We start from the raw sequence: 6713 nt of genomic DNA on the forward strand, positions 1-6713 counted from the left end.
TGCGACGCCGCCCACTCCTTCAAGTTCATAGGTCGTCCACCATAGCAACCCTAAGAGCGTCAGAGATGCTTGATGCGGCACCTGCGAATAGCCCCGGTCGGCAGCTGCCGACCGAACGGGGGAGACATGGAAGAACCACAGGCCGTGCAGCCCGAACTGCTCGGGATGTACGCCGGCCGGCTGCCCCGCCCGGTGCCCCTCGGGGACTGAGTGCCCCGGTGGTGGATCGAGGGCGGCGCGCTGTACGCCGTCGGCTCCGCCGACCAGCGGCGGATCGTGCCGTGGACCACCACGCTGGCGCGGTTCGCGGCCGGCCTGCCGTGGGCGGCCCTCACTGGGCACGCCGCGCGGGCCGCGCGCCGACCGCAGCGGCGCCCCGGGCCGGACCCGGCCCGGGGCGCCGCCCATCCCGGCGGAGCCGTCAGCTCACCGTCACCGTGCCGTCGGGCGCCCGGACGCAGGCGACCGCCCGCGCCGTGGCGGTGGCCGCCCCGGCGAGGCAGCGGCCCAGCACCTGGTGGCCGGCGGCGTTCGGGTGCCAGGACTCCTGGCAGGTCTGGAAGTACGTGCCACAGGTGTTGGCGATCCGCTGGATGTCCAGCTTGTCGTAGCCGGCGAGGCTGGTCACGAAGACCCCGGTGGCGCCGTCCTGGAGCCGGATCGGGGTGGCCAGCGAGCCGGCCGGGCTGCCCGACTGCTCGCAGAGGCGGGCGCCGTCGAAGGCCCGCTGCACGTTCAGGTAGACCAGGTCGGCGGCCGGGAACTCCGCGGCCAGCGTGCCGCGTACCGAGTTGACCAGCGTGCCGAGGCCCTGCGAGAAGCGGTGGCCGGGGGCCAGGCTGGCCCGGTGGATCGGGCAGCCGCCCGCGTACCGCTCGGCGCCCAGCGCCCGGAACTTGTCCCGGGTGTCGTCCCGGCTGTCCTCGGTCCAGAAGTTCGACGCAAGCTCGGGCGGGAGCGGGTTGGTGTAGTCCTGGAACACGATCCGGTGCTGGCCGTCCGCGTCGATCTGGTCGAGGGCGGTCAGGATCTGGCGGACCGCCGCGGTGGTCTCCGCCGTCGCGGCGGTCCACTGCGCCGCGGTGGCCAGGTCGGCGTCCGTGCAGGGCTTCTGCTCCACCGGGCCGCCGAGGTACGCCCAGAACTCCCACCACCCGGTCCAGGCGTCGGCGATGAACCGGTTGGCGCACTTCTCCGCCACCGCGCCGAAGGTGAACGAGCTGTTGTTCGAGCCCAGGCCGATCAGCATCAGGTCGATGTCGTGGGTCTGCCCGACCGCGCGGAGCTGGTCGAGCTGCGCGGCCACCTGCCGCCCGCCGGTACGGCTCGCCGAGGCGTTGCCGATGTCCTGGGGCTGCCCGCCCGAACAGGCCAGGTTGAACCGGGCCTGGATGCCCGGCAGGGCGGCCTGGAACAGCGAGGCGTTCGGCGACCGGTGGCAGAAGTACGCATTGTTGTTCGGCGCGGACCAGCCCGGGAAGGGCTGGGCCACCCCGCTCAGGTCCACCACCGGGGAGTACGCCCCGGCGCCCTCCCCGCTGATGAAACTGTCGCCGAGCGCCACGGCGGCGGTGGGCAGCGCCGCGGCGGCCGGCGCGGGCGCCACCGCGGGCGGCAGGGCCACCGAGGCGACGGCCAGCGCCGCCGCCAGCGCGGTACGACGGAACACGGACATCCGCGACCTCCCCATCAACGTATGGAAATGCGAAAGATTCTCTGAGAAGGCGATCAGATCACGGGCGTGTGACGGGCGTCAATGGCTGGGCATCCCGCCCCGCCCCGATCGACCCGGCGCACCGTCCCCCCGCGCGCCCGGCGTCCGCCGTGTCCGGGTGTGCTCGGCCGCCCCGCGACGAAGGTCACCCCGCCGGCCGGAGGAGGCCGGCCGGGCCGGACGTTGTGCTGACACGGCCGGTCGGGACGGACCGGCACCGCGAGGTTGTCCCAACGTCCGACTAGGCTCGCTGCGGCGCGCCGCGTGGGGATCGAGCCAGTGAGATCGCCGACGGTGAACGGCAGCACACCGCGAGACCGGGGAGTACGACCAGTTGACCGCACAGCCTGAGACCCTGTATGGGGCCGACGACCTGACCCACCTGGAGGGCCTCGACGCCGTCCGGAAGCGTCCGGGCATGTACATCGGCTCCACCGACAGCCGTGGCGTGGGCCACCTCGTCAACGAGATCCTCGACAACTCCACCGACGAGGGTGTCGCCGGTCACGCCAAGAAGATCGAGGTGACCCTGCACGCCGACGGCTCGGTGCGGGTCGACGACGACGGGCGCGGCATCCCCACCGACGTGCACGCCAAGTCCGGCATCTCCGGCGTCGAGCTGGTGCTCACCCGGCTGCACGCCGGTGGCAAGTTCGGCGGCTCGGGATACAAGACCTCCGGCGGCCTGCACGGCGTGGGTGCCTCCGCGGTCAACGCGCTCTCCCGCCGGTTCGACGTCACGGTCCGCCGCGGCGGCAAGATCCACGCGATGTCGTTCCGGCACGGCGTGCCGGGGATCTTCGACGGCGACGGCCCCGACGCGCCCTTCACCCCCGGCCCGGGCCTGCAGATCGTCGGCGCGATGAAGCGCGGCCAGCGCACCGGCACCTCCATCCGCTACTGGCACGACGCCCGCTACTTCGAGACCGGCGCGGCGCTCGACGTGGCGACCGTCCGGATGAAGCTGCGCAACACCGCCTTCCTGGTGCCCGGGGTGGACTACCGGCTGCGCGACGAGACCGCCGAGGAGCCGGCCGAGGAGCGCTTCCACTACCCCGACGGCCTCACCGACATGGTCGAGTTCCTGGCCCCGGCCGGCGACCGGCCGGTCTCCGGCACCCTGCTGGTCACCGGCGAGGGCACCTACCGGGAGAACGCCGCCGACGCCAACGGCGTCATGCAGTCCAACGTGCAGCGCCGGGCCGAGGTCGAGATCGCGCTGCGCTGGGGCACCGGCTACGAGCGCACCGTCGAGTGCTTCACCAACACCATCCGCAACGCGCACGGCGGCACCCACCGCAAGGGCTTCGAGCGGGCCCTGGTCCGCACCCTGGCCGAGGCCGCCCGCAGCGCCCGCGGCCTGCTCAAGCCCAAGGAGGACGCGCCCACCCTGGACGACGTCCTGGAGGGCATGACCGCCGTGGTGCACGTGCGCATCCCCGAGCCGCAGTTCACCTCGCAGACCAAGGACGAGCTCTCCACCGCCGGCATCACCAAGGTGGTGCAGGGCCTGGTCGAGCAGCACCTCAAGGCGTGGCTGGACGACCGGCGGACCAGGGCCGAGGCCCGCACGGTGCTCCAGAAGATCGTCGACGCGGCCCGGGTCCGGCTGACCCAGAAGCAGCAGAAGGACGCCGCCCGGCGCAAGACCGCCTTGGAGGGCGCGGCCATGCCGGCCAAGCTGGTCGACTGCCGGGCCGCAGGCATCGAAAGAAGTGAGCTGTTCATCGTGGAAGGGGACAGCGCATTGGGGACAGGGCGACTTGCTCGTTCTGCCGAATATCAGGCGCTTCTTCCGATTCGCGGCAAGATCCTCAACGTGCAGAAGGCCAACCTCCAGCAGGTGCTCGACAACGTCGAGTGCGCGGCGATCGTGCAGGTGCTCGGCGCGGGCTCCGGCCGTACCTTCGACCTCTCCGCCATGCGCTACGGCCGGGTGCTGATCATGGCCGATGCGGACGTCGACGGCGCGCACATCCGTACCCTGCTGATCACGCTCTTCGCCCGGTACATGCGGCCGCTGATCGAGGCCGGCCGGCTCTACGCCGCGATGCCGCCCCTGCACAAGATCACCACGAAGGGCCGCAACCCGCAGACCATCTACACCTACACCCAGGCCGAGATGGAGGCGACGGTCCGCAAGCTGGAGAAGGCCGGCAAGCAGATCGTCACCCCGATCCCGCGGTTCAAGGGCCTCGGCGAGATGGACGCCGACGAGCTCTGGGAGACCACCATGAACCCGGCCACCCGGGCGGTCCGCCGGATCACCCTCGACGACGTCGAGGCCGCCGAGCGGATCCTCGAGCTGCTGATGGGGGAGAAGGTCGAACCCCGCCGCAACTGGCTCATCGACTCGGCCGACCGGGTCGACCGCGAAGCCATCGACGCCTGACCACCGGGTTCTTCGAAGGGAAAGCTGAACCATGGCACGCCGCAAGGACGACCGCGCCAAGGCGGACCTCTCCGCCTTCGACCAGGCCGGCGCGCGGGTCTTCGACAACCCGCTGGTCACCGAGGTCTCCGACTCCTACCTGGAGTACGCCTTCTCGGTCATCCACTCCCGCGCCCTGCCCGACGCCCGGGACGGGTTGAAGCCGGTGCACCGGCGCATCCTGTACTCGATGCACGAGAACGGATTCCGGCCGGACCGTTCGCACGTGAAGTCGGCCCGCGTGGTCGGTGATGTGATGGGTCGTTACCACCCGCACGGCGACACCGCCATCTACGACGCGCTGGTTCGGCTCGCGCAGGACTTCTCGCTGAACACGCCACTCATCGACGGGCATGGAAACTTTGGCAGCCCAGACGATGGACCGGCAGCCGCGAGATATACCGAGTGTCGGCTCTCCCGCCCAGCCATGTCGCTCGTCGGTGAGCTCGGCGAGGACACCGTCGACGTCGAGCCGAACTACGACGGCTCGCTGACCCAGCCGACCGTCCTCCCGGCCGCCTTCCCCAACCTGCTGGTCAACGGCGCGTCCGGGATCGCGGTCGGGATGGCCACCAACATGATCCCGCACAACCTCGGCGAGGTCGTCCAGGCCGCCCGCTGGCTGATCAACCACCCGGACGCCACGCTGGACCGGCTGATGGAGTTCGTCCCCGGCCCCGACCTGCCCACCGGCGGGCTGCTGCTCGGCCTGGACGAGGTGCGCCGGGCGTACGAGACCGGGCGCGGCGTGGTGCGGATGCGCGGCAAGGTGGAGATCGGGCCGCTGGAGGGCAGCCGCGGCCGGCAGGCGATCACCGTGGTCGAGCTGCCGTACGGGGTCGGCGCGGAGAAGGTCATCGCGGCGATCACCAACGAGGTCACCAAGACCAAGCGGCTCACCGGCATCGCCGACGTCAAGGACCTCACCGACCGGGAGAACGGCACCCGGCTGGTCGTCGAGTGCAAGGTCGGGGTGAACCCGCAGGCGTTGCTCGCCGACCTCTACCGGCTCACCCCGCTGGAGCAGTCCTTCGGCGTGAACAACCTGGTGCTGGTGGACGGGCAGCCGCAGACCCTGGGGCTGAAGGCCCTGCTGGAGGTCTTCCTCGCCCACCGGTACGAGGTGGTCACCCGGCGCAGCGCGTACCGCAGGCGCAAGCGCGAGGAGCGGCTGCACCTGGTCGACGGCCTGCTGATCGCCCTGCTCGACATCGACCGGGTGGTCAAGCTGATCCGGGCCAGCGAGGACGCCCAGGCCGCCAAGGACGGCCTGATGCAGAAGTTCAAGCTCTCCGAGATCCAGGCCAGCTACATCCTGGACACCCCGCTGCGCCGGTTGACCAGGTACGACCGGCTGGAGCTGGAGGCCGAGCAGGAGAAGTTGCGCGGCGAGATCGCCGAGCTGTCGAAGATCCTCGACGACCCCAAGGTGCTCAAGAAGGTGGTCTCCGACGAGTTGGCCGCCGTGGGCAAGCAGTTCGGCGCCGAGCGGCGCACCACGCTGGTCGACGGCGACCTGAAGGAGGTGCTCGCCGCCTCGGTGCCGGCCGGCCCGCTGGAGGTCGCCGACGACCCGTGCCAGGTGATCCTGTCGGCCACCGGGCTGGTGGCCCGGACCGCGGCCGAGTCGGAGGAGGCGGTCGAGGGGCGCCGGCGCAGCGGCCGGGTCAAGCACGACGCGGTACGCGCCATGGTGCACTCCACCGCCCGGGGCCGGGTGCTGCTGGTGACCAGCGCCGGCCGGGCGTTCAAGATCGACGTGCTGCCGCTGCCGGTGCTGCCCGAGCACTCCGGCACGGTGTCGGTGCGCGGCGGCATGTCCGCCGCCGAGCTGGTGCCGCTGGAGCCGGGGGAGACGGTGGTCGGCCTGGCCCCGCTCGGCCCGTCGGCGCAGGGGTCGCCGGGCCTGGCGCTGGGCACCCGGCAGGGTGTGGTGAAGGTCTGCGCCCCGGAGTGGCCGGTCCGCTCCGACGAGTTCGAGGTGATCTCGTTGCGCGAGGGGGACGAGGTGGTCGGGGCGAGCTGGCTGACCGACGGTCAGGAGACCTTGGCGTTCGTCTCCTCGGAGGCGTCGCTGCTGCGCTTCGCCGCGTCGCTGGTCCGGCCGCAGGGGCTCAAGGGCGGCGGCATGGCCGGCATCAACCTGCCGGCCGACGCCCGGGTGATGTTCTTCGGCGCGATCCGCACCGACGATCCGGGGCACGGCAGGCCGATGGTGGTCACCTCCACCGGCGCCACGGTCAAGGTGACGCCGTTCGCGGCGTACCCGGCGAAGGGCCGGGCGACCGGCGGCGTACGCGCCCAGCGCTTCCTCAAGGGCGAGGTGGACCTGACGGCGGCCTGGATCGGCCCCCGCCCGGTCGCCGCCACCGGCAACGGCGATCCGGTGGAGCTGCCCCCGGCGGATCCCCGCCGCGACGGCTCCGGCTTCGCGGTGATGCTCGGCCCCACCGTCATCGGCCACCACATCGAACGCAACTGACCCGCAGGCGAGGGGGCCCGCCGGTTCACGTAGTCCTGGGAGCCGCCGGGGTCGTTGATGCCCCAGCCGTAGCCGGTGTCGATGCC

3 protein-coding genes are annotated in these 6713 nt (G+C 71.8%); 2 read left to right on the forward strand and 1 reads right to left on the reverse strand.

Annotated features, from left to right (window positions below; genetic code table 11):
• Nucleotides 1–421 precede the first annotated feature (421 nt).
• The gene (locus AB0H57_RS32230) at nt 422–1675 is read right to left on the reverse strand and encodes a hypothetical protein (RefSeq protein ID WP_357512451.1); all 1254 of its coding nucleotides are present in this window, start codon (nt 1673–1675) and stop codon (nt 422–424) included.
• Nucleotides 1676–2048: 373 nt separating this feature from the next.
• Here AB0H57_RS32230 and AB0H57_RS32235 point away from each other — a divergent pair, with 373 nt between their 5' ends.
• Together AB0H57_RS32235 and AB0H57_RS32240 are read left to right on the forward strand one after the other, a co-directional pair.
• A complete protein-coding gene (locus AB0H57_RS32235) occupies nt 2049–4106 on the forward strand; it encodes a DNA topoisomerase IV subunit B (RefSeq protein ID WP_357512453.1) in 2058 nt (685 codons plus the stop codon).
• 31 nt (nt 4107–4137) lie between these two features.
• Nucleotides 4138–6627: a DNA topoisomerase IV subunit A gene (locus tag AB0H57_RS32240; protein WP_357512455.1), complete on the forward strand. Its 2490-nt coding sequence runs from the start codon at nt 4138–4140 to the stop codon at nt 6625–6627.
• The last annotated feature ends 86 nt before the right edge of the window (nt 6628–6713 follow it).

Source organism: Micromonospora sp. NPDC050686 (assembly GCF_040654475.1).
Lineage (GTDB): Bacteria > Actinomycetota > Actinomycetes > Mycobacteriales > Micromonosporaceae > Micromonospora.